This is a genomic window from Xanthomonas sp. WHRI 7065 (genome assembly GCF_040203115.2).
GTDB classification, from domain to species: Bacteria; Pseudomonadota; Gammaproteobacteria; order Xanthomonadales; family Xanthomonadaceae; genus Xanthomonas; species Xanthomonas arboricola.
In genome coordinates, this window is record NZ_CP168194.1 from 3,964,885 (window position 1) to 3,985,295 (window position 20,411).

Sequence of the window (20,411 nt, forward strand, 5' to 3'; positions counted from 1 at the left end):
ATTACTGGCGTTATTCTGCCCCGGGCGTCTTGTACGCCCGGGGTTTTTCTTTTGTGCAATCAATGCATTGCGTGAGCCATGCGAGCTGCCAGCGCGCGGCGGGTGGACCGGGCGCACTGCCCGGTCCGAACCGTCTCAGCGACCGAGCGCGGTGCCGATACGCTGCAGCACTTCATCCAGCGAGCCCACGCCATCCACGCGTGCCAGCTTGCCGCGCTGTTCGTAGAAACCGATCACCGGCGCCGTGGAGTCGGTATAGACCTGCAGGCGCTTGCGCACCGACTCGGGATTGTCGTCCTCGCGGCCCTCGGCCTTGGCGCGGCCGGCGATGCGCTCGACCAGCAATTCGCTGGCCACATCCAGCTGCACCACCGCGTCCAGCGGTTGACCGATCTTGCCGAGCAGGTCGTCCAGCGCATTGGCCTGCGCCACGTTGCGCGGATAGCCGTCGAGGATGAAACCGTTGGCAACATCGGCCTGACCGAGCCGCGCCTCCAGCATGCCGAGCAAGATCTCGTCGGAGACCAGATCGCCGCGTGCCATCACTTCCTTGGCCTTCAGGCCCAGCGGCGAGCCGGCGGCCACTTCGGCACGCAGCAGATCGCCGGTGGAAATATGCGGGATCTCAAACTTGTCTTTGAGACGTGTCGCCTGGGTGCCCTTGCCCGAACCGGGCGGTCCCAACAGAACCAATCGCATCAGTGGACTCCACTTTCGAATAAAAACGCGTTGCGGTTGGCGGCGTTAGACTCAGGTCTTCGCCAGCGCTGACCGTATGGTCGTGCAGCTTACCGCATCCGGGGAATGTCCCGGCACTGTCCCCTGCGCCATGTCCCATCGAGGAGCCCGCCCCCTATGTCTACTGGCAACTTGCTGTATGCCCAATCCGGCGGCGTCACTGCCGTCATCAACGCCACCGCCGCCGGCGTGATCACCGAGGCGCGCGCACGCAAGATCAAGGTACTGGCCGCACGCAACGGCATCCTGGGCGCATTGCGCGAGGAGCTGATCGACACGTCGAAGGAGTCCGCCGCCGCAATCGCCGCACTGGCGCAGACCCCGGGCGGCGCGTTCGGTTCGTGCCGCTACAAGCTCAAATCGCTGGAAGAAGACAGCGCCAAGTACGAGCGCCTGCTCGATGTGCTGCGTGCGCACGACGTGCGCTGGTTCCTCTACAACGGCGGCAACGACTCGGCCGATACCGCCTGGAAGGTCTCGCAGCTGGCCAAGGCCTATGGTTATCCGCTGCACTGCATCGGCGTGCCCAAGACCATCGACAACGATCTGGCGGTGACCGATACCTGCCCCGGCTTCGGCTCGGCGGCCAAATACACCGCGGTGTCGGTGCGGGAGGCGGCACTGGATGTCGCCGCCATGGCCGACACCTCGACCAAGGTCTTCATCTACGAGGCGATGGGACGCCACGCCGGCTGGCTCGCCGCCGCCGCAGGCCTGGCCGGCCAGGGCCCGGACGAGGCGCCGCAGATCATCCTGCTGCCCGAGCGGGCCTACGACCAGGCCGCGTTTCTGGCCAAGGTGAAACAGGTCGTCGAGAAGGTCGGCTGGTGCGTGGTCGTGGCCAGCGAGGGCATCCAGGACGCGCACGGCAGCTTCGTCGCCGATGCCGGCGGTGCGGCCGATTCGTTCGGCCATGCGCAACTGGGCGGCGTGGCCTCGTTCCTGGCTGCGCAGGTCAAGCAGGAACTCGGCTACAAGGTGCACTGGACCCTGCCCGATTACCTGCAGCGTTCCGCACGCCATCTGGCCTCCAAGTCCGACTGGGAGCAGGCCCAGGCGGTCGGCAAGGCCGCGGTGCAATACGCGCTCAAGGGCATGAACGCGGTGATCCCGGTGATCGAACGCGTCAGCGACGCGCCGTACCGCTGGAAGATCGTGCCGGCCCCGCTGCACAAGGTGGCCAACCACGAAAAGAAGATGCCACCCAGCTTCCTGCGCAAGGACGGCTTCGGCATTACCGAACGCGCTCGCCGTTATTTCGCCCCGTTGATCAAGGGCGAAGCGCCGCTGGCCTACGGCAGCGACGGGTTGCCGAAGTATGTGACGCTGAAGAACGTGGCAGTGGCGAAAAAATTGCCGAAGTGGGCGGGATAAACGTCGGCATGGGTGATCGGAAGGGGTAATGGGCACTGCACGCCCATACACCCGCTTGCACATCTGCCTCAGTGCTCATGCAGCGCAACACGGGATGCGGGACATCGATACGGCGCTTAACGTCATCGTCCAGGCTTTTTGCGGCACTGATTGATGGATCCGCCGCTGCGACGATACATCGCGGTCTTGCGAAGCGTCATATAAACAACCCCGGCCTGGCCGGGGTTTGTCGTTGATCGCGTGACTGAAGCAAACGCCTGAGTTACTGACAGGCCTTGCCTTCCATCGTCTGCTGCGCAGCAAACATCGGCACCTGCGGGATCTTTCCGGCGGCAGCCTGTTGCTTGGCATCTTCCAGATAGATGCGCGACTGGCCTTGCCCGTCGAGCTGCGGCTTGGCATCCACCGGCTTGCGCCAGACGCGCACCACCGCCTGCTGCGCGGGGCAGGCCGCGCTGGGGACACGGATCACGTCGTTGAAGATCCAGCCCGATGCGACGCTGGGCGTGGCCTTGGCGAAATCCACGAAGCGGGCGCGCGGCTGGCAGGTGGGGCTGCTGCGCACCACCGACAAGGTATACGGCTGTGCAGCATTGCCGGTGAACACGCCTTCCAGGCGCGCACAGGCTTCGGGAATCTGGCGCAGGGTGTGCACGGCGCCAACCGCTTGCGCGGTGCCGGCCGGGCGCTGTTTCAATTCCGGCGTCGGTTCGGCAGCCAGAGCATGGGCGCTGAGCAGTACTGCAGCGATCGTCACGGCATATTTTGACGCGTGGTTCGACATATTCACTCCTGGATCGGCTCGATCACGTTGGCCGCAGGCTGTCATGCCCCGACTGAACGACGCGCCAAAGCCGCGGTGGTGGCAGCGGCGCAGGCCGCGGCGCATACTCGCCCGCAATCCGGCCACCCGAACATCGCGACGCGCATTACGGCCTCCATGGCCGTCGAGTCCGTATTCGCCACCCCACTCGCTGCGTGCATCGCCCTTGGTTCGTCCCGACCGGACGACATCCATTCTCTGGGAGGGGTCATGCTGGAACACTACGGGTTACCACTTGCGCTGGGATGTGCGGTCCTGGCAATCGTCTATGGGGGTGTATCGGCACGCTGGGTGATCGCGCAGCCGAGCGGCAACGCACGCATGCAGGAGATCGCCGCCGCGATCCAGGAAGGTGCACGCGCGTATCTCAACCGGCAATACCTCACCATTTCGATTGCCGGCGGCGTGCTGTTCGTCCTGGTCGGGCTGTTTCTGAGTTGGTACACCGCCATCGGGTTTGCGATCGGTGCGGCGCTGTCGGGGCTGGCCGGCTATATCGGCATGAACGTGTCGGTACGCGCCAACGTGCGCACGGCCGAGGCCGCACGCCATGGCATCGGCCGTGCGATGGATGTGGCGTTCCGCGGCGGCGCCATCACCGGCATGCTGGTGGTGGGACTGGGATTGCTCGGGGTGGCCGGTTATTACGCACTGCTGCAAGCGATGGGGCTGCCGCTGGAGCGCAACCTGCACGCGCTGGTGGGGCTGGCATTCGGTTCGTCGCTGATTTCGATCTTCGCGCGCCTGGGTGGCGGCATTTTCACCAAGGGTGCGGATGTGGGCGCCGATCTGGTCGGCAAGGTGGAAGCCGGCATCCCCGAGGACGACCCGCGCAACCCGGCGGTGATCGCAGATAACGTGGGCGACAACGTCGGCGACTGCGCAGGCATGGCGGCGGATCTGTTCGAAACCTATGCGGTCACCGTGATCGCCACGATGCTGCTCGGCAGCCTGACGCTGAGCGAAACCGGGCCGCACGCGGTGCTGTACCCGCTGGTGCTGGGTGGTGTCTCCATCATCGCTTCGATCCTGGGCGCCTCGTTCGTCAAGGTCAAAGCGGGCGGCTCGATCATGGGCGCGCTCTACAAAGGCGTGATCGTTTCCGGCGTCTTGGCCGCACTCGCCTACTGGCCGATCACCCAGTCGCTGATGCGCGACAACACGCATGGCGCCACGGCCTTGTATGCCTGCGCATTGATCGGCCTGGTGCTTACCGGCCTGATCGTCTGGATCACCGAGTACTACACCGGCACCCAGTACAAGCCGGTGCAGCAGGTGGCCGCCGCAAGCACCACCGGCCACGGCACCAACATCATTGCCGGCCTGGGCGTCTCGATGAAATCCACCGCGCTGCCGGTGATCGCGGTGTGCGCGGCAATCTGGGGCGCGTTTCATTTTGGCGGTTTGTACGGCATTGCAACCGCAGCGACCGCAATGCTGTCGATGGCCGGCATGATCGTGGCGCTGGATGCGTACGGGCCCATCACCGACAACGCCGGCGGCATTGCCGAGATGGCCGAGCTGCCGCCGGAGGTGCGCAACATCACCGACCCGCTGGATGCGGTGGGCAACACCACCAAGGCGGTCACCAAGGGCTATGCGATCGGCTCGGCCGCATTGGCCGCGCTGGTGCTGTTTGCCGACTACACGCACAACCTGCAGGCGGCCAATCCCGGCGAGGTCTTCGCCTTCGACCTGTCCGACCACAGCGTGATCATCGGCTTGTTGATCGGCGGCTTGATCCCGTATCTGTTCGGCGCAATGGCGATGGAAGCGGTGGGGCGCGCGGCAGGCGCGGTGGTTGAAGAAGTGCGTCGCCAGTTCCGCGAGATTCCCGGGATCATGGCCGGCACCGCCAAACCGCAATACGACCGCGCAGTCGACATGCTGACCCGCTCGGCGATCCGCGAAATGATCCTGCCCTCGCTGCTGCCTGTGGTGGTGCCGGTGGTGGTCGGGCTGCTGCTCGGCCCGCGTGCCCTGGGCGGCTTGTTGATCGGCACGATCGTGACCGGCCTGTTCCTGGCGATCTCGATGACCACCGGCGGCGGGGCCTGGGACAACGCCAAGAAGTACATCGAAGACGGCCACTTTGGCGGCAAGGGCAGCGAGGCGCACAAGGCCGCCATCACCGGTGACACGGTAGGCGACCCGTACAAGGACACCGCCGGGCCGGCGATCAATCCGCTGATCAAGATCATCAACATCGTGGCCCTGCTGCTGGTGCCGCTGCTTTGAGGCCGACTTTTCGCAAGCCGCGGGCCGATCAAAGCTGATGGAAACCGGGACCCGGAACGTGCCGACTCACGTTCCGGGTGCCAGGCACCGCACCCAGGCCTTGCGCCGGTTTGCGCCGCTCGTCTGCCCGCTACGGGCAGGCGATAGGTCTGTGGCTTTGAGGTCCGCGTGCCGCATCGGCTCGCACCGGCCGACGCCGGCCAGGCCCCGCGACCGCACGCAATCGCTGCACCGGGCAGCACACCGCGCCACAGCTTGCGCCGTGACACGCCCCTCAGAGGCAACCAATCAAGCCATCATAGATCGGTGGCGCCCCACCGGGCAGCGGCTCGAACAGCGGGTTGTTCACCGCCAGGGTGCGGTACATCTCGTCCAGACGCGTCCCTGCCTTCAGGGGTGCCGTGCAGCGCCAGACCCGACTGTCCGAACGCAGGTACCCGCTGCCGGGATCGACGCTGACCTCGCTGGCACCGAAGGTCCAGATGCAGCTGCGTACCACCCCGCTGACCCGATGCACCGAGCAACGCAAGCGCAGCGGCTGGTAGTCGCTGAACTCGCCGCCGCAAAAGGTGTCGCCGCAGATGTTGTCGAAATCCTGTTCCAGCCGCTGCTCCAGATCGACAAAGGCTTCCCAGCCTTCGCCATTGGCGGGCCAGTCCACCGCATCGACGAAGGTCGGCGCCGGCGTCGCCGCAGAGGCGAAATTGGCGGCACCGGAGAGCAGCAGCACAACGAGCAAACGCATAGGCTTGAACATGGCAGTTCCCGAGCAGTGGATGAGTCTGCAGCGTGCGCCGCGCCGCGGGCCGCGACGATCGGGGAGCTTCCCGGGATGAATGCGGGCTATGCCGCATGCGGCGGTCAGAACATTGCCCATTCAGTGTCGCTGCACCGCAACAGCCGAACGCGTAGAATCGCGCTCCACACACTAGATGACGTCTCGGGAGTTACGCGCATGGGTCTTGAACTGGTCACCTCCGGCAAGAATCTGCCGGAAGAAATCAACGTCGTCATCGAAATTCCGAAGGATTCGGAGCCGGTCAAGTACGAAGTGGACAAGGCCAGCGGCGCGATCTTCGTCGACCGCATCCTGTCCACCCCGATGCGTTACCCCTGCAACTACGGCTATGTGCCCAACACCCTGTGCGGCGACGGCGACCCGGCCGACGTGCTGGTGGTGCTGCCGCTGCCGTTGGTGCCTGGCTCGGTGGTGCGTTGCCGTCCGGTGGGCGTGCTGCGCATGAGCGATGAGGCAGGCAGCGATGAAAAGATCCTGGCAGTGCCGATCGAGAAGATCTTCTCCGGTTACGCGCATATCGAGGATATCGACCAGGTGTCCAGCCACTGGATGGAGCGCATCGGCCATTTCTTCGAGCATTACAAGGACTTGGAGAAGGGCAAGTGGGTCAAGCTGGATGGCTGGGGCGGCGCGGCCGAGGCCAAGCGCATCCTGGTGGAGTCGGTGGAACGCTATAATTCCGACGCACCCTGATCCAACGACCGTGATGCAGCCCCGCAACCGCGGGGCGATCGGGATCACGCTTCCGGCGTGATCCCGGTGACCGCCGGCGGCAGATTGGGTACATTGCCGACAGCGTTTGGCCGGTGTCTGCCACCGGTGACTCTTGGGGAAGTGTCTTGCGTATTCTGTTTGTTGGGGACGAAGCCAGTCTTCCGTCCGAACTGAGCGACTATGTCGCCGATCTGGGTGATCAGTGGCAGGTACAGCAGGTGGCCGACGGCAATTCGGCGATCGAAGCGGCCGCGTTGTCGCCGTTCGATGCGGTCATCGTCGCCCCCGTCCTGCCTGACCTCACTTCCGCCACGTTGCTGGGGCAGATCCGTACGCTGCGCCCGGATACCATCCGCATCGCCCTGATCGATGCCCAGGATGGTCAGCGCACGCCGCCGGCGCGCATCATTGGCGTGGCGCACCGCTTCCTGCCGATGCCGCTGGCCCCGGAAGTCCTGCTCGAAGCCATCACCAGCCTGGAAGAACTGCGCGATCTGCTCGGCAACCCGCGCCTGCGCGCGGCGATCGGCCGGATCGAAAAACTGCCGTCGCCGCCGCATCTGTATCTGAGCCTGATGCATGCGCTGGAAGAAGACGAAGGCGCCGACGCGGCCGATATCGCCAAGCTGATCGCCGGCGATCCGGCGATTGCGGCCAAGGTGCTGCAGCTGTGCAATTCCGCATTCTTCTCCGGCGGCCGCAGCATCACCGATCTGCGCACGGCAGTGACCCGCCTGGGCGTGGCCACGCTGCGCGACCTGGTCCTGGCCAGTGAAGTGTTCTCGGTGCAGACGCTGACCCCGGCCGAGCGCAATGCGATGCAGCGCCGCGCCCTGCTCTCCTCGCGGCTGGCCGCCAAGGTGTTGCCGCCGACCAGCGCAGAACTCGGCTCCACCGCCGCGCTGCTGGCCGATATCGGCCTGTTGCTGCCCGGCGTGCGCGACGAGCGCGAACCGCCACTGGAAGGCGGCGACGATCGTCTGGGCCATACCGAAGCCGGCGCGTACCTGCTCGGCCTGTGGGGCCTGCCGATGCCGATCATCGAAGCGGTGGCCTTCCATCGCCACCCGCAACGCTCCAGCCTGCGCAGTTTCTGGGTGACCGGCGCGGTGCATGTGGCGACTGCGTTGGCCAGCGGCGAGACCGTGGACGAAGAGTACCTGTCCAAGGTCGGTGTACTCACACGCCTGCCGACATGGCGCGAACAGGCCGATACCTTGTTGGGGCTTGCTGAGGCTTGAGAGCGGCACCAGATCGATGTAACAGAATGGGCGCGACTTGGTCGCGCCTTTTTCTTTGGCTGCTTGCAACTGCGCGAATGCAGACAGGGCGCGATGCGACTTGTCTGCGCACGCATCACTGCGCTCGCGATTTGTATAGATATCGCGACATGGCTCGTGCGTGACGCGCAACGAACGATCGAGCGCGCCCGTCATCTCTGCACGGCGCAACGCGTGGTCAGACAAGCAAAGACGCAACCTACATGGCAGCGATAACGTCCACCAGAACTTGTCTGACTTAATCCAGATCCGAAAACAAAAAAAACGGGCCTTTCGGCCCGTTTTCTTTTCAATCTTTACGTCACTTCGATGATCAGAAGCGCTGGTTGTACTGCACGAACAGGAAGCGGTCGTAGTCGAGCATCGGATCGATCGCAGCGGTGCTGCTGTTGGTGATCGAGTAGGTGATCGGCGGCTGCTTGTTCCAGATGTTGCGGGCACCAATGGTCACGCTGCCATCCCACGGAGCCTGCCAGGTAACAGAGACATCCTGGTAGGAGATCGAGCCCTTCTTGTTGGAGCCGGTACCGCCGCCCCAGCCCGGGTTCGGCGTCTGGTAGTTCGGGTTGTTGCACTCGATGCCTGCGGCTGCATCCCAGCAGTAATCACGGAAACCGCCGTAGTAGCGCAGGTTCCAGTTGGCCGACAGCGAACCCAGCGACCAGTCCAGACCCAAGGTGGCACGCACGCGCGGGAAGTTCCAGTAGCCAGCAGCATTTGCCCACTCGGCACCGGCTTCTGCCTGCGACTTGTAGGTCGCCAGATAGTTGGTGTCCAAGTTGACAGCGAACTTGCCGTACGCAGTTTCCGGCATGCGATAACGCACGCCGAAGTTGTAGCCTTCGGTTTCCAGACGACCCAGGTTGACGTTGCCGCGGCTCAGCGTGGTGACCTGACCGGTGACCGCATCGCGGCCATAGTCGGCACAGTAGCTGGCCAGGCTGTTGAGGTAGCAGTTGTTCAACACATCATTGGCCGTCAGCGACGTAATGATGTTGGAGATCGAAATGCGGTACCAATCCAGCGAGAAGTCCAGGCCCTGCACCCAATGCGGGCTGTACACCATGCCCACGGTCCGGGTGATGCTGTATTCCGGCTCCAGCTCGGCATTACCCACGCCCGAATTGAACGGGGCGTTGCCCTGCACGTCACGACGCGTCACCGGGTTGCCCGCGGTATCGGTCTGACGGAAACCCGCCGGCAGGCCTTCGCCTGCGCAGCGCGCTGCAACGCCTGCATTGCCGAGCGAGCCGAAGGTCGCATCGCAAGGATCAGTGAAGGTATCGAACGTCTGCGAACCGCCACCGAAGGTGTCGGACAGCGTCGGCGCACGGAAACCGGTGCCGTAGGTACCACGCACCAGCAGGTCGTCGATCGGCTTCCAGGTGAAGCTGAACTTGCTGTTGGTGGTGTCGCCGAAGCGGCTGTAGTTGCTGTAACGCGCAGCCACGTCGAACGACAGTTCCTTGGCACCCGGCAGATCCTTCAACACCGGGATCAACAGCTCCAGGTAGGCTTCGTTGGTCTGGTAGCGACCTTCGGTTGCCTGTGCGGCCAGATCGGTGGTGTAACCGGCGCTGGACAGCTGATCCGGATAGTCATAACCGCTGATTTCGCGGTGTTCGACGCCTGCGGCAAAGCCCAGCTCACCGGCCGGCAGGTCAAACAGGCCACCGGTAACGTTGGCGGTCCACTGCTTGCTCAGGCTTTGCTGCGTGGCCTGGCCCAATGCATTGATGTACTGCAGCGCGTTCGGCGTGGAGGCCGACGGGCCACCCAGGATGTTGAACGGGGTGCACTGGCCCAGCGCGTTGCTGGTGCCCAGCGGCAGCGGGCTGGCAGCGGTACCGCACTGCACCTGGCCCTGGGCGTTGAGGAACGACGGACCCAGCGCCTTCTGCAACGCCAACAGGTTGATGTTGCCGCGCGAAACCTGCGTCACATCGTACTTGTTGTAGTTGAAGCCCACGTCCCAGTTCCAGCCATGGCTGCCGACGTCGAACACGCCTTCCAGCGCCGCATCGAAGTGGGTGGACTTGACATTGCTTTCGGTGGTGCGCGGCAACTCGACGGTGCGGCGGAACCAGCTATTGATGTCCTGGCCCATCGGGTTGTAATAGCTGCTGCCACTGATCGCCACCGGGAACTGCGGCTGCGACGAGGCCTGCAGCGGATAACCGGCAATCTGGCGGTTGGAGGTACGCTCGGAGTACATCGCCGTCGATTTGAAGGTGATGCTGTCGGTGATGTTGTAGCTACCACTCGTAAAGACCGACTTATTCTTGCTGGACTGCTGCAACATCATCTGGTCGACGGAGTTGTAGTAGTCGTCCACGCCCGCTCCAACGTGATAGTTGGAGAGGTCGCGCGAATCGGCACCAACGCCCTTGCCGTCGAAGGAGCCAGTGTGATTGAGCACCCACTGATTCGGTGTCCACGTACCTTCGCCAGCACCGACAACGTTGCCCCTCGCATCGAGGTAATCGCCCGCGCCAGGCGTTCCCACCGCACGCGGATCGTTGAAACGACCCCAAGGGCCGGTCGCGCTCAGGCTGTCTTCGATATGGTTAGGGCCGGCCGAGTAACGGGTCAGTGCACGGTCCTTGGCCCACACCGGATCTTCGCTGGTGTAGTTGACACCGAACACCAGCGAGGAGCGATCGGTAGTGGTGCCGGCGGTGAAGGAGTACTGCTCCTTGGAACCGTCGCCACGGCCGTTCTGGCCGAAGTAAGCGGAGGCTTCGGCACCATCGTAGTTCTGGCGCAGGATGATGTTGACCACACCGGCAACGGCATCGGAGCCGTAAATCGCCGAGGCGCCGTCCTTAAGGACTTCGATGCGCTCGATCAGCGAGCTGGGGATGGTGGACATGTCGCTCAGACCAGACAGGCTGCTGGTCCAACGCTTGCCGTTCACCAACACCAGGGTACGGTTCTCGCCCAGGTTGTAGAGGTTGACGTACTGGCCGCCCTGCTCCGGATCCGAGGTCAGCACGGCAGCCTTGCTGTAGGTCTGCGTACCGGCAATCGACAGGTTCTGGAGGATGTCGCCAACGCTCACAAGGCCGGACTTCTGGATGTCCTGCTGGGTAACGGTGAACACCGGCTGTGCGGTTTCGACGTCGACCGAGCGGATGCGCGAGCCGGTAATTTCGATGCGGTCCAGCGTCGTGGTCGACGGGGCGGCGGACTGCTCTTGTGCATTGGCGGCAAATGCCGGCGTCAACGCGATCGCAATACCGGCGGGCAACAGGCCCAGCCGCACTGCGGAGGTGCGAAGGTTCATCAATCTCTCCAGGGTTCGTTAGTGGCGCGTTAAGCGCCCCTGTGCAAATTACGATTGCGTGAACATCGTCGCTTTGCGCGTCACGTTCCGTGGCTTTGCCGAATCTGGCGGATTTGTCGTTTGGTCGCGGTAATGCGATGCGGAGACACCGAAACGCGCACGAAATGCACGCGCAAAGCTGCAGCAATTGTCGAACCCGCTTGCGGCCGCAACCTCGCCGATCATCATCGAGGTATCGCGCAGCAGATCGGAGGCGCGCTCCAGCCGCAACCTTGCCGACAGGGCCTGCGGGCTTTCCTCGTACAGGCTCTGGAACGTCTTGGAGACATACCAGCTAGAGAAGTTGGTCAGCTGCGCCAGCTCGGCGATGCGCACCACGCGGTCGCTATTGCCTTCCAGATACAGGCGCGCGCGTTGCATGCGACCGAAGACCTGACGACGACGGCTGCGTGAGCGCCCCGGGCAGCGCTGCTCCTGCGCAATGAAGTCGCGCTGCATCGCAGCCAGATGCAGCAACAACGGGCGTGCCGATGCACTGCCGCTCTGTGCGGCCGCGTTGCGCCACAGACGCAGTGCAATGCGCAGATCGCCACGCGACAGCTGGCTGCGTCCCGGATACAGCGTAGCGTCGGTCAATTCGGCCAACGATTGCAGGCTGTCGCCATCGAGGCTGACGCCGACACAGAGCGCGCTACGGTCGGCCTGCACGGTGGGGTGCGATTCCTTGTCGAAGGCGATCCAGTCGCCAGCGCGTAGACGGAAGCGCCCTTCCTTGGACTCCACCCAGGCGCGGCCGCGCAGCTGCACCCACAGCGTGAAGGTGGTGGCCGCGGTCCGGATGCTGCCCAGGCGCGAGACCGCCAGACAGGTCGTCGACGTCGGCTCGCTGGCACCGTCCAATGAGAGTGCGAGTCCGCGATCTGCGGTGATGACCTGTTGCATGGTGGCAGCCCCCTGTACAAAAGAGGGCGTAGTGTTTTGCCGAATCTGGCGTGAGTCAGGAAGTTCCGACGAAGGTCTGCCGAAATTGCCACGAAGTCTTTCCGAAGAACTTACGAGGCGACTTTCCTCAGCACGATCAACAGGTTGGATATCACACCAAGCGGTGTGGCCAGGCGTTCCGGCAACGGCATGAAGGCGATCGAGCTGCCATCTTCCTCCGCCAGTGCCACATACAGCGCACCACTGCGCTGATCCACGCTGAAACCGTTGATGGTGGTGTACTTGGCCACGTCCAGGCAGCGCCCGTCACCCCCGCGCAGCTCACTGTCATGGGTGGCGCAGGTGTCGGTGGACGACAGGTAATGCACCTGACCACGCGCACCGGGCGCCCAGCTGCGATAGCGCCAGCGCGAGGGTTGCTGCGGATCGACCGGCTGCAAGGTGTCGGCCGCCAGCGACGGGGCGACCTGCCATAGCCCGCCACCGGTCAGACGCGTCAGCAATACCTGGCCGCTGACGCGGTCCAGCCGCAGCTGCGAGACGTCCTGCAGCGACGCCAGCGCGCGCCATGGAGCGCTGCGTCTGTCGTAGAGCGTGGCGAAGGTGTGCCCATCATCGGCGGCAGCCACCACCAACAACCGATCGGGATCGGGAACATGGATCGCCTGCAACGGTCGCGGCAGCGGCACCGGTAGCCGCAACGCCTTGCCCGTGCCCGGGGTCACTTCGAACAGTGCCGCATGCCCTTGCGCGTCGCTGCCGCTGACCAGCACGCGTTGCGAGTCGGCCGACCAGTCGGCGGCCTGGCGCGCATCCGGCCGCAAGCCTTCGATCAGCCGCACCGAGCCAGGCTTGCCGACATCGCCCCACCACAGGCCGTACGCACCGGAGCGATTGGAGGCAAAGATCAACTGGCGCCCGTCCGGCGCGATCATCGGCTGGTCGTCCCGCCCGCTGGAAGGAAATAGCCGGCGACGGATGTAGCCGCCATTCATGGGGTCGTGAATGACCTGATACACGCCAAATTGCGGTTTGCGCTGCACGAAGACCAGATGGCCGTGCGCCACATCCGGCGCCTGCGCATCGTCCACACCGAGGTCATGCAGGCTGCGGTCGACCAGATCGAGCCGGTAGAGCCGCGCTTCGCTGTCCACACGACGCCCGAAGATCAGGCCGCTGCCATCGGGCAACCAGCTCCAGCCGCGGATATCAGCGTTGTCGTGGGTCAGCCGTTCGGCGGTTCCACCGTTTGCCGGGATGCGCCACAGATCGCCAAGCTGCGGATTGCGCAGAAACACGATCCAGTGCCCGTCCGGCGAATAGCGCGGCGTGTAATCGAAGTCGCTGGGTTGCGCGCTGTAGCTCAGCGGCTGCCATTGGCCGGTTTCCAGATCCAGCCGCCGCATGCGCGGCGCCCCGTGCGTGCCCGTCATGCTGCCGAACAGCAGGGCACGGCCGTCAGGCGACCAACTGAAACTCAGCATGTCCGCGCCATCGCAGCGCGCCACCTCGCGTGCGGCAGCCGGGCCGGTGGCAGCAGCGATCATGATGCGGCAGTTGCCATCGGGCGCCTGCCGCGAGAAGGCGATCTCACGCCCATCCGGCGACCAGGCCGGCAGCCGATCGGAGATGCCGGCTGCCGGCGTATCGAGCACGCGCGGATAGGCGTTGTTGGTGGTCTTGACCAGGATCGAGGTGCCTGCGCGATCGCTGGTCAGCGAGGCATAGGCCACCATTGCTCCGTCCGGCGACAGGCTGGGCGTGAGATCGAAACCACCGCCTGCGGTGATGATCTGATACGGGCGCTTGGGGCTGCCGAGCACTGCCGAGGCAGCTGCCGCATCGCGATCTGGCGCGCGCATCCACAGCGTCCGCGCCGCCAGCGCCAGCACCACCAGCAGGGCCACGCTGGCCACCGCCAGGGCCATCCATCGGCGCTGCCGCACTGCAGCCGACGCAGGCGGAACCGATGGTGGAGTCTGTCGGGTAGCCGGGCTGCGCTCCAACTCGGTAGTGACCGTGACGCCGGCGGTGCGGTTGCGCTCGTCGGGCTCGTTGTCCGAAGCGGTCACCGCCGTTGCAGGCGCGGCAACATCGGCCGGACCGTCCGACGGCTGCTCCCACGCAACCGGGGCCAGCAGCCGATAGCCGGTTTTGGCAATGGTCTCGATATGCTCGAAGCGCTGGCTGCCGTTGCTGGCCAATGCCTTGCGCAGTTGCGTGACCGCCTGGGTCACCACGTCGTTGGTCGGCAAGGTGTCGGGCCAGACCTCGGCCAACAGCTGCTCGCGCGTCACCACCTGGCCCGGCTGCCGCGCCAGCGTCAGCAATACCGCCAGGGATTTTGGTGCCAGACGCGCGGCGCGCTTGGCGCCGGGCGCATGCACTTCGCGCGAGGCGACGTCGACCACGCACTGGCCGACACGTAACCGGCCCGATGGCATCGCATTAGCGGGAGGAACACTCATCGGCAAGAAACACGCATCGGCATGCAAGGACTACAAAGAACGCAACACGCACTTCGCGCGAAACGCCAAATTCAGCAAAGGACCACAACCAACTGTGTCATGCATCCATTTGGTGCAAATTTTACTCTATGCCTCGTTGCTTCCCTACGACAGGTGGCGACGTCAGGCTCTCTCTCTCGCCGACGAATTCAAATAATTACGATGTCCCCTTCGCGCCTCTGGCGCGATTTTTTTATCTGCGATTCAGGAAAATGCGGCGAAATGCTTGCGGGCTGTAACCGCTTGCAATGCAGTCGCAGCGCGGCACTTGCGCACCGCGCTGCGATCTGACTAGGCCGAAGCTGAATTTTTCTTAAGCAGCCAGTCGCTTTGTTGCAACGCAACGATGGCGCTGCATGTCACGTGGCGCGATACACCTGCGCGCCTTGCGCCAGAAACTGCGCCGACTTTTCTTCCATTCCCGCCGACAAGGCATGCGCCTCGCCCATACCGTGCTCGGCCGCGTAATCGCGCACGTCCTGGGTGATCTTCATCGAGCAGAAATGCGGCCCGCACATCGAGCAGAAGTGCGCCAGCTTGTGTGCGTCCTTGGGTAGGGTCTCGTCATGGAATTCCTTGGCCTTTTCCGGATCCAGCCCGAGATGGAACTGGTCGTCCCAACGGAATTCGAAACGCGCCTTGCTCAAGGCGTTGTCGCGCACCTGTGCGCCAGGATGCCCCTTGGCCAGGTCCGCGGCATGCGCGGCGATCTTGTAGGCCATGATGCCGTCGCGTACGTCCTGCCGGTTGGGCAGGCCCAGATGTTCCTTGGGCGTGACATAGCAAAGCATCGCGGTGCCGAACCAGCCGATCATCGCCGCACCGATGGCGCTGGTGATGTGATCGTAGCCGGGCGCGATATCGGTGGTCAGCGGCCCCAAGGTATAGAACGGTGCCTCGCCGCATTCGCGCAGCTGCTTGTCCATGTTTTCCTTGATCAGCTGCATCGGCACGTGCCCCGGACCTTCGATCATGGTCTGCACATCGTGCTTCCAGGCGATCCTGGTCAGCTCGCCCAGCGTTTCCAGCTCGCCGAACTGGGCTGCGTCGTTGGCATCGGCAATGCAGCCCGGGCGCAGGCCATCGCCCAGCGAGAACGCCACGTCATAGGCCTTCATGATCTGGCAGATGTCTTCGAAGTGCGTGTAGAGAAAGTTTTCCTTGTGATGGGCCAGGCACCACTTGGCCAGGATCGACCCGCCGCGCGAGACGATGCCGGTCACCCGCTTTGCCGTCAGCGGCACATAGCGCAGCAGCACACCGGCGTGGATGGTGAAGTAATCCACGCCCTGCTCGGCCTGCTCGATCAAGGTGTCGCGGAAGATCTCCCAGGTGAGCTCTTCCGCACGCCCGTCGACCTTTTCCAGCGCTTGATAAATCGGCACCGTGCCGATCGGCACCGGCGAGTTGCGGATGATCCATTCGCGCGTTTCGTGGATGTGCTTGCCGGTGGACAGGTCCATCACCGTGTCGCCGCCCCAGCGGATCGACCACACCAGCTTTTCGACTTCTTCCGCAATGCCGGACGACACCGCGCTGTTGCCGATGTTGGCGTTGATCTTGGTCAGGAAATTGCGACCGATGATCATCGGTTCGCTTTCCGGGTGATTGATGTTGTTGGGCAGGATCGCGCGGCCGCGTGCGATTTCGTCACGCACGAATTCCGGCGTGATGCGTTGCTGGATCGCGGCACCGAAAGCTTCGCCCGGATGCTGCTTGCGCAGCATCGCGTCGGCCACCGCCTCCAGGCGCTGGTTTTCGCGGATCGCCACGAACTCCATTTCCGGGGTGATGATGCCGCGCCGCGCGTAATGCATCTGGGTGACATTGGCACCCTCGCGCGCCACGCGTGGCAGGCGCCGCGCAGGAAAACGCACCGCATCCAGGCGCGCATCGTGCTCGCGGCCGCGGCCGAAGCTGGAACTCAGGCCTTCCAGCGCCACGGTATCGCCACGCTCGGCGATCCAGCGCGCGCGCAGCGGCGCCAGACCGGCGACAAGATCGATCGCGGCATGCGGGTCGGTATACGGCCCGGAGCTGTCGTAGACGCTGAGCGGCGCATTGTCTTCGCCACCGAACAGGGTCGGTGTGCGGGTCAATGCAATCTCGCGCATCGGCACCTGCAGGTCGGCGCGCGAGCCCTGCACGAAGATCTTGCGGGAGCCTGGAATCGGCTGGGTCACAGCCTCGGACAGCGACTGGGCTTGTTGCTGCAAAACGGTCGGCGCGGCATTCATGGCGTTCGTCCTGTGTGCTGGAAAACCAGCACCCACGGCGCTGGCTCTGCGAAGGATTCGCAGGCGGACGAAGCGGCGGCGCTCAATGGCGATGCACCCGTGCAGGCACGGACCATCGCATCTAACGAAGCTTCCCTACGCCGGTATCAGCCGGATCAGGTTCGAAGGGACTATCTCAACCGCAGCATACTGCGGTACCCCCACTTCGGCGGCGATTAAACCACATCGCACCGTGCGCGGCTAAAAAATGTCGCGGCTGCCAGCAACACGCTTCGCACCGAGGTGCACGGTGACGCCTGTCGCTTCGGGCGCGTCCACATCTGCCCGCGGTGAGCACAGCAGTGTTGTCGCGCTCGACAGCGACATGTGTCCGCGCCTGGCATCACAGGTCGGCACCGCACACGCGCAGCGGCGCCACGGCATTGCATGACGCGTCCACGCACTGCGCGCGCCGCGCCGCAACAACGCGCCGATTGGCGAAAAACGGTGGCGACACCCGCTCGTTAAATTCCCGCTAAGCCTGCGTGTCGTGTCGATGAACACACGCGTGCAGGTGCCATCTAACGGGGATCGCACCGTCGCTCCTCCTCTACCGGGAATCGCCGTACACATGACTATGTCCACGCTCCACCCGACCCTGCGTCGGGGCTCGCTCGCGATCGCCATCGGCCTGTGCATCACCACCAGTGCCGTTGCCCAGGAACAGACCGACAAGAGTCCGACCAATCTGGACAAGATCGAAGTCACCGGCTCGCGCATCCGCTCGGTCGATGTGGAAAATTCGCAACCGGTGCTGGTGCTCACGCGCCAGGACATCGAAAAGCAGGGCCTGACCTCGGTGGCCGACGTGCTCAAGCGCATCCCCTCCAACGGCGCAACGATGAACTCCACCGTCAACAACGGCGGCGACGGCTCGGCCACCGTGAGCCTGCGCAACCTGGGTGCCTCGCGCACCTTGGTACTGGTCAATGGACGGCGCTGGGTGTCGGGCCTGTCCGGCTCGGTGGATCTCAACACCATTCCGTCCGCCATCGTGGAGCGCGTGGAAGTGCTCAAGGACGGTGCCTCGTCAATCTATGGTTCCGATGCCATCGCCGGTGTGGTCAACATCATCACCCGCAGCGACTTCGATGGTGCCGAAGTCAATGCCTACGTCGGCCAGTACGGCCAGGGTGACGGTCAGCGCACCTCGTTCGATGCCACCGTGGGCGCCACCAGCGAGCGCGGCAACCTGGTGATCGGGCTGTCCAGCGTCAAGGAAGATGCGGTGATGGCAGGCGACCGCGCGATCTCGGCCGAGCCGGTGTATGGCGCAGGGTCGTCGGCCTACAGCAGCTACTCGGCAAGTGGCCGTCTGCGTGCAGGTGGCAACAGCGGTGCCTGGACCGTGTTGCCCGGCAGCGCAACGGCCAGCGGCGACAGCAATTATCCGCGCTACGGCTTGGACCAGTACACCGCCTTCAACACCTCCGACTACGGCTACAACTACGCCAAAGACAATTACCTGGTCACGCCGCAGAAGCGCGACGCGCTGTACGTGCAAGGCAACTACGCACTCACCGACAACGTGCGCTTCAAGTTCGATGGGCTCTACAACCGCCGCCAATCGTCGCAGCAGCTGGCCGGCTTTCCGCTGGCCTCGGTCAACACCGGCATCCTGATGAGCGGCGACAGCTACTACAACCCGTACAACAGCACCTATGGCGGCGACGGGCGCGATGTGGGCTGGTCGCATCGGTTGACCGAATTCGCGCGCACCTACCAGCAGGACGTCAAGACCTCGCACGTGTATACCGGGCTGGAAGGCGACTTCCAGTTTGCGGACAGGCAGTTCAGTTGGGATGTGGGCTTTGCGCACAATCAGACCGACCAGACCGAAACCCAGTACGGCGATGTCAACCTGCTCAACCTGGGCAACGCGCTCGGTGCATCCGCCATCGTCAATGGCACCCTGTCGTGCCTGGACAGCGGCGGCGCCGTCATTGCCGGCTGCGTGCCATTCAACCCACTGTCGCCGGCCGGTGGCGTGACTCAGGAGATGCTGGACTACATCCTGTTTACCGCGCACAACACCTATCAGTACAAGAACAGCAGTTTCACTGCCAACCTCACCGGCGATCTGTTCGAGCTTCCCGCCGGCTGGATGAGCTTTGCCGCCGGTGTCGAGCATCGCGAGGAAAGCGGCTTCTCCTCGCCGGATGCGTTGATTTCGGCCGGTTACACCTCGGGCAATTCGTTTACGCCCACCTCCGGCTCGTACACGCTCAACGACTACTACACCGAAGTGGCGATTCCGCTGCTGAAGGATGTGCCCGGCGCGCAGTTGCTGGAATTGAGCGCAGCCGTGCGTTACTCGGACTACAACACCTTCGGCAGCACCACCAACAGCAAATTCGGCTTCAAGTGGAAGCCGGTCGCCGACCTGTTGATCCGTGGCAACTACGCTACCGGCTTCCGCGCGCCATCGATCGAAAACCTGTACCTGGGCGCATCGGACAGCTTCGATAGCTATTCCGATCCCTGCTCGACCAACAGCACCTCCTACACCGGCGCGATTGCTGCCGCGTGCGCGGCCGGCGGCGTGCCGGCCAATTACGTGGCCGAATACAACAGCGCCAGTGGCAACTCGGGCCAGACCATCTATCCGTTCACCTATACCAGCAACGCCAACCTGCAGCCGGAAAAATCCAAGAACGCCACGCTCGGTTTCGTCTACAGCCCCGCCTCGGTGCAAGGCCTGGATGTGTCGCTGGACTGGTGGAAGATCAAGATCACCGACGCCATCACCGAATTCAGCGCCAACCAGATCCTGTCGCAGTGTTACCAGTTCAATGTCTCGGCGTTCTGCGACCTGGTCACCCGCGATGCCACCGGCGCCATCACCGGCCTGGTGATCCAGCCGGTGAACGTCGGCGAGCAACGCATGGAAGGCTACGATTTCACCGCGCGCTACAAGCTGCCGCAGACCGCGATCGGCCAGTTCATGCTGACGCTGGATTCGACCTACGTGGCCGTCAACGAGCAGAAGCAGGACGACAATTCGGCATGGGAAAGCTACAACGGCATCTACCACACCGATAACCCGAACTGGCGCACGCGCGGCACGCTCACCCTGGACTGGAGCTACGGCAACCTGGCCGCCAACTGGGCCGTACGTTACTACTCGGGCATGAAGGACTACGACTCGGAGCTGGACGACGCCGGCAACTATCGCCACGTCGCGGCGACTGCGTTCAACGACATGCAGGTGTCTTACCAGCTGCCGTGGAATGCAACCGTGCGCGTGGGTTTGAACAACGTCTTCGACCGCGACCCACCGGTGGCGCTCAGCGCCTCTGCCAACTCGTTCGATTCGGCCTATGCCATCCCGGGACGCTACAGCTACCTGCAGTACACCCAGCGCTTCTGATCGCGCCGCCTGCGTCGCCGGTCCGCTGTCTGGACACACCGGTTGTCACAACGACCTCCTTCGG

General features: G+C 64.0%; 12 protein-coding genes and 1 riboswitch. Of the genes, 5 read left to right on the forward strand and 7 right to left on the reverse strand.

The features are described from left to right. Nucleotides 1-135: 135 nt before the first annotated feature. Nucleotides 136-699, reverse strand: a complete 564-nt coding sequence (locus ABQY64_RS16550; RefSeq protein ID WP_115511541.1) for an adenylate kinase — start codon at nucleotides 697-699, stop codon at nucleotides 136-138. Nucleotides 700-855: 156 nt separating this feature from the next. Here ABQY64_RS16550 and ABQY64_RS16555 point away from each other — a divergent pair, with 156 nt between their 5' ends. Further along, a complete protein-coding gene (locus tag ABQY64_RS16555; protein ID WP_349779467.1) occupies nucleotides 856-2,112 on the forward strand; it encodes a 6-phosphofructokinase in 1,257 nt (418 codons plus the stop codon). 262 nt (nucleotides 2,113-2,374) lie between these two features. Here the strand turns inward: ABQY64_RS16555 and ABQY64_RS16560 are convergent, their stop codons facing one another. Next, nucleotides 2,375-2,896 (reverse strand): hypothetical protein, encoded by a 522-nt coding sequence (locus tag ABQY64_RS16560; protein ID WP_184352115.1) that lies wholly within the window; start codon nucleotides 2,894-2,896, stop codon nucleotides 2,375-2,377. 249 nt (nucleotides 2,897-3,145) lie between these two features. Between ABQY64_RS16560 and ABQY64_RS16565 the strand changes: the two genes are divergently transcribed. Then, nucleotides 3,146-5,173, forward strand: a complete 2,028-nt coding sequence (locus tag ABQY64_RS16565; protein ID WP_349779466.1) for a sodium-translocating pyrophosphatase — start codon at nucleotides 3,146-3,148, stop codon at nucleotides 5,171-5,173. A gap of 274 nt (nucleotides 5,174-5,447) precedes the next feature. Here ABQY64_RS16565 and ABQY64_RS16570 read toward each other — a convergent pair whose 3' ends face one another. After that, a complete protein-coding gene (locus ABQY64_RS16570; RefSeq protein WP_167706118.1) occupies nucleotides 5,448-5,930 on the reverse strand; it encodes a hypothetical protein in 483 nt (160 codons plus the stop codon). Nucleotides 5,931-6,128: 198 nt separating this feature from the next. Here ABQY64_RS16570 and ppa point away from each other — a divergent pair, with 198 nt between their 5' ends. Together ppa and ABQY64_RS16580 are read left to right on the forward strand one after the other, a co-directional pair. Continuing rightward, the gene (gene ppa / locus ABQY64_RS16575; RefSeq protein ID WP_002804918.1) at nucleotides 6,129-6,665 is read left to right on the forward strand and encodes an inorganic diphosphatase; all 537 of its coding nucleotides are present in this window, start codon (nucleotides 6,129-6,131) and stop codon (nucleotides 6,663-6,665) included. Nucleotides 6,666-6,778: 113 nt separating this feature from the next. Then, nucleotides 6,779-7,927, forward strand: a complete 1,149-nt coding sequence (locus tag ABQY64_RS16580; RefSeq protein WP_026064365.1) for an HDOD domain-containing protein — start codon at nucleotides 6,779-6,781, stop codon at nucleotides 7,925-7,927. Between the two features lie 352 nt (nucleotides 7,928-8,279). On the opposite strand, the gene ABQY64_RS16585 is transcribed toward ABQY64_RS16580, so the two are convergent. The 4 genes from ABQY64_RS16585 to thiC all read right to left on the reverse strand — a co-directional run bounded on the left by ABQY64_RS16585 (nucleotide 8,280) and on the right by thiC (nucleotide 16,938). Then, entirely contained in the window at nucleotides 8,280-11,252 is a 2,973-nt protein-coding gene (locus ABQY64_RS16585; protein ID WP_161961509.1) for a TonB-dependent siderophore receptor, read from the reverse strand. A 48-nt stretch (nucleotides 11,253-11,300) separates the two neighbouring features. Continuing rightward, nucleotides 11,301-12,194: an AraC family transcriptional regulator gene (locus ABQY64_RS16590; protein ID WP_047127192.1), complete on the reverse strand. Its 894-nt coding sequence runs from the start codon at nucleotides 12,192-12,194 to the stop codon at nucleotides 11,301-11,303. Nucleotides 12,195-12,304: 110 nt separating this feature from the next. Beyond that, nucleotides 12,305-14,638 (reverse strand): winged helix-turn-helix domain-containing protein, encoded by a 2,334-nt coding sequence (locus ABQY64_RS16595; protein ID WP_349779544.1) that lies wholly within the window; start codon nucleotides 14,636-14,638, stop codon nucleotides 12,305-12,307. A 422-nt stretch (nucleotides 14,639-15,060) separates the two neighbouring features. Further along, the gene (thiC, locus tag ABQY64_RS16600; protein ID WP_349779465.1) at nucleotides 15,061-16,938 is read right to left on the reverse strand and encodes a phosphomethylpyrimidine synthase ThiC; all 1,878 of its coding nucleotides are present in this window, start codon (nucleotides 16,936-16,938) and stop codon (nucleotides 15,061-15,063) included. Nucleotides 16,939-17,052: 114 nt separating this feature from the next. Further along, a riboswitch (TPP riboswitch) is annotated at nucleotides 17,053-17,150 on the reverse strand. 425 nt (nucleotides 17,151-17,575) lie between these two features. Here thiC and ABQY64_RS16605 point away from each other — a divergent pair. Then, nucleotides 17,576-20,347 carry a TonB-dependent receptor gene (locus ABQY64_RS16605; RefSeq protein ID WP_349779543.1) on the forward strand — a complete coding sequence of 924 codons (2,772 nt, stop codon included), beginning with the start codon at nucleotides 17,576-17,578 and terminating at the stop codon, nucleotides 20,345-20,347. Nucleotides 20,348-20,411 lie beyond the last annotated feature (64 nt).

Excerpts from the sequence above, each read along its gene's own strand:
- ABQY64_RS16550 (WP_115511541.1), bottom strand. The coding sequence starts at position 699 with ATGCGATTGGTTCTGTTGGGACCGCCCGGTTCGGGCAAGGGCACCCAG.
- ABQY64_RS16555 (WP_349779467.1), top strand. The coding sequence starts at position 856 with ATGTCTACTGGCAACTTGCTGTATGCCCAATCCGGCGGCGTCACTGCC.
- ABQY64_RS16560 (WP_184352115.1), bottom strand. The coding sequence starts at position 2,896 with ATGTCGAACCACGCGTCAAAATATGCCGTGACGATCGCTGCAGTACTG.
- ABQY64_RS16565 (WP_349779466.1), top strand. The coding sequence starts at position 3,146 with ATGCTGGAACACTACGGGTTACCACTTGCGCTGGGATGTGCGGTCCTG.
- ABQY64_RS16570 (WP_167706118.1), bottom strand. The coding sequence starts at position 5,930 with ATGTTCAAGCCTATGCGTTTGCTCGTTGTGCTGCTGCTCTCCGGTGCC.
- ppa (WP_002804918.1), top strand. The coding sequence starts at position 6,129 with ATGGGTCTTGAACTGGTCACCTCCGGCAAGAATCTGCCGGAAGAAATC.
- ABQY64_RS16585 (WP_161961509.1), bottom strand. The coding sequence starts at position 11,252 with ATGAACCTTCGCACCTCCGCAGTGCGGCTGGGCCTGTTGCCCGCCGGT.
- ABQY64_RS16590 (WP_047127192.1), bottom strand. The coding sequence starts at position 12,194 with ATGCAACAGGTCATCACCGCAGATCGCGGACTCGCACTCTCATTGGAC.
- ABQY64_RS16595 (WP_349779544.1), bottom strand. The coding sequence starts at position 14,638 with ATGCCATCGGGCCGGTTACGTGTCGGCCAGTGCGTGGTCGACGTCGCC.
- thiC (WP_349779465.1), bottom strand. The coding sequence starts at position 16,938 with ATGAATGCCGCGCCGACCGTTTTGCAGCAACAAGCCCAGTCGCTGTCC.